Source organism: Neobacillus niacini (genome assembly GCF_031457145.1).
In the GTDB taxonomy this organism is placed as follows: domain Bacteria; phylum Bacillota; class Bacilli; order Bacillales; family Cytobacillaceae; genus Neobacillus; species Neobacillus niacini_J.
Genome location: NZ_JAVDVZ010000036.1, coordinates 1 through 2,716, shown reverse-complemented (window position 1 = coordinate 2,716; position 2,716 = coordinate 1). Strand labels below are relative to the sequence as shown.

Annotated in this window: 1 protein-coding gene; it reads right to left on the bottom strand. The window is 35.9% G+C overall.

Features of this window, described 5'->3' with window-relative positions:
* Nucleotides 1–146 precede the first annotated feature (146 nt).
* Nucleotides 147–1,958, bottom strand: a complete 1,812-nt coding sequence (gene ltrA / locus J2Y03_RS28830) for a group II intron reverse transcriptase/maturase (protein ID WP_463675882.1) — start codon at nt 1,956–1,958, stop codon at nt 147–149.
* Nucleotides 1,959–2,716: the final 758 nt, after the last annotated feature.

Genomic DNA, 2,716 nt, shown 5'->3' with positions numbered 1-2,716 from the left:
TTAATACAGATAGGTAAGGGTTTGAAGTTATCGCCTCCTTTTCCCCCTGTTCACACCGTACGTGCGACTTTCACCGCATACGGCGTTCCAACTAATCCAATTTATTCGTTCTATGTATTAAGCAGACGAGTGCCGTTTTTCCAAAGTTAGATTATTCCATTTAGACATTTTAATCGTAGCTTATTTACTTTTTCTTTCTGCTTACTAGTAAGTTTTAAAGATTGTAAAAGAGTTTCTATTTTAGCTTTATCTTTTAGATGAATTAATTGGTGAATTGCTTTATGAATAATAATCAAATTTGAATAACTATCATCTTTCGAAAGATAATAAGGGTTTATGTGATGGCAATGCCATTCATGTATCCCTAACTCTTCTCCTAATATGGCACATTTACCATATTGAGCAATAAATTTACTGATTCGATTGTCGTTATATTCAATGGATCTGTTTGGAATGTAGTTTCTCATGATGTAAGAAAGTGTATTTTTATCAATAGCTTTTAGGCTTTTATGAATTTTTGCTCTACCTTCGGCAGTAAAGTTACATATTACTTGGGAGAAACCAAGTGTCTTTTTCCATCGTTGTGCGTGGATAGGGGCAAAAACCATTTTTTGTATCCTATACAGTTTAGCCTTATAGCCCTTGTACCTTTTCTGAAAGGTTTTTGTCATCTCTTGGAAACTTGCCTCGGTTCTAATGTTCCCTAATTGATTATATAACGTTTTGCGTAGATGAGCGTTTAACTCATTTAGATTGGTGGTGATGTTAGTAGCGACAGAGTAATAGTTTTGGATTCCCATCACGACAGTATTGAAATTCCAAACTGTCTGAATGCAAGGTTTTTTCTTGATTATTTTTATAGCTTCCTTAATCTTTTGAAAGGCGTTTTCTTTAGCCTTTTCCGACATATCGGACCTTGCTACATAGCCAAATCTTGTTTTCCCTTTCCTTACAACTTTCATTGCAAATCCAAGAAACTCGGAAGAGTTTTTCTTTAGATTAATTACCTTCGATTTCTCCTCACTTGTTTCCAAATGAAGTCTTTTTCTCAAGAAGTCTTTCAAAGCGTAGTTCATTTTTATTGCGTGTGACCTAGTTCGGCACATTACCTTGAAATCGTCCGCATAGCGGACGATGAAGCACTCTTTCAAAGTAGTTTTCTTTAAATGTTGATATTTGCTTCCATTTGTTGAGTATGTATATCTGCTCTCAAACGTTTCCCATTGGTCACTTATCCACCAATCCAATTCATTCAATACAATGTTTGAAAGTAGAGGTGATAGAATACCTCCTTGCGGAGTACCTTTTGTAGGAATACCCTCTCCCTCAATCTCTGCTTTTAATAGCCTGGAAATTATAGAAAGAAGTGATTTATCCCTTATACCTAGTGACCACATTTGTTTTAAAAGTTTACTGTGATTAACATTATCAAAGAAACCTTTAATATCAACATCAACACAATGGTGGAGTCCAGACTGATTAATAAGAAATTCAAGCCTAGCTTTGGCATGATGAGTGCTGCGGTTCGGTCTAAATCCATAACTATGTTTATGGAATTTCGCTTCACAAATTGGTTCTAAGATTTGAAGAACACACTGCTGAAAGATTCTATCCCAAATAGTTGGAATTCCCAAAGGTCTGGTTTTGCCATTTCCTTTTGGGATGAAAACCCGCCTTACTGTTTGTGGTTCATACCTTTTAAACATGGATTGAACCTTTGCTATTACATCTTCCACTGTTAAATGTAAAATATCTTTAATAGTTAATTTATCTGTTCCCGCAGTTTTGCTACCTGTGTTTCTTTTAATGTTTCGGTAGGCAAGTCGTATATTATCTTCAGAACACATTAATTCTGTTAAGTCATAGAAGTGATGACCACTGACACTTTTAGCATATAGTGTATCGAAACAATCTTGCATACTATAATACTCACTGTGTCTCAGTTTCTTCCGTTTCAATAAGTTGGTGACTCCTTCCGGAGTTAAACCTCTTTTAGTCTCACAAGAACCTTATTAATCGATAAAGAACTGCCTTACTTGGTTGAATAAATCTTTATTAGTCTAGTGGCTATCCCTCCATGTGGATTAGACATTTCATTGGTACTATGCCACCACTTTCACTGATATTAAAGTAAGTTATACAACAACTAGTTTAATTATTGTTTTCCTTACTAACGTTTCATTAGTAGTAAGTCCTCCACGTTATCAGCTTACAACGTTGAGTTATATCTATTAAAGAATGAACTTAGGTGCTTCCTTTAAGCCTGTTAGTATTCATACGCCTGTAACGTATCATGGATTTTCATATCAGTTATTTTTACTCGCCCACATCTAACCTCACAATTTGGTGATATACACATTTCTATGTATCGCAGGTATAGACCCGTACATTCAGAAGTTCGTCAGCTTAACCTTTTATTGTAGGTTTATTCGCATTCTCACCATATTCATTCAACTCAAGCATCATGAATTACACCACTCCATCGAGTAGGCTTTCGTCAGCCGAACTGGTACGGTAATTTCTCACGCCTTTTCACCGAGCTTATAACACTATCATTCTTACTAAATCCAGTGCTATTCGACTAAGAGAGAACCCTTCAGGGCGTTACCCCGTCATTTGATTCTTTGATATAACCCTTCAGTTCCGTAAGGAACTGTCTAGCCTTTAGCAGAGAGATGTAGCCATCCTCAATTTAAGCTAGAAACATTTCGCACAA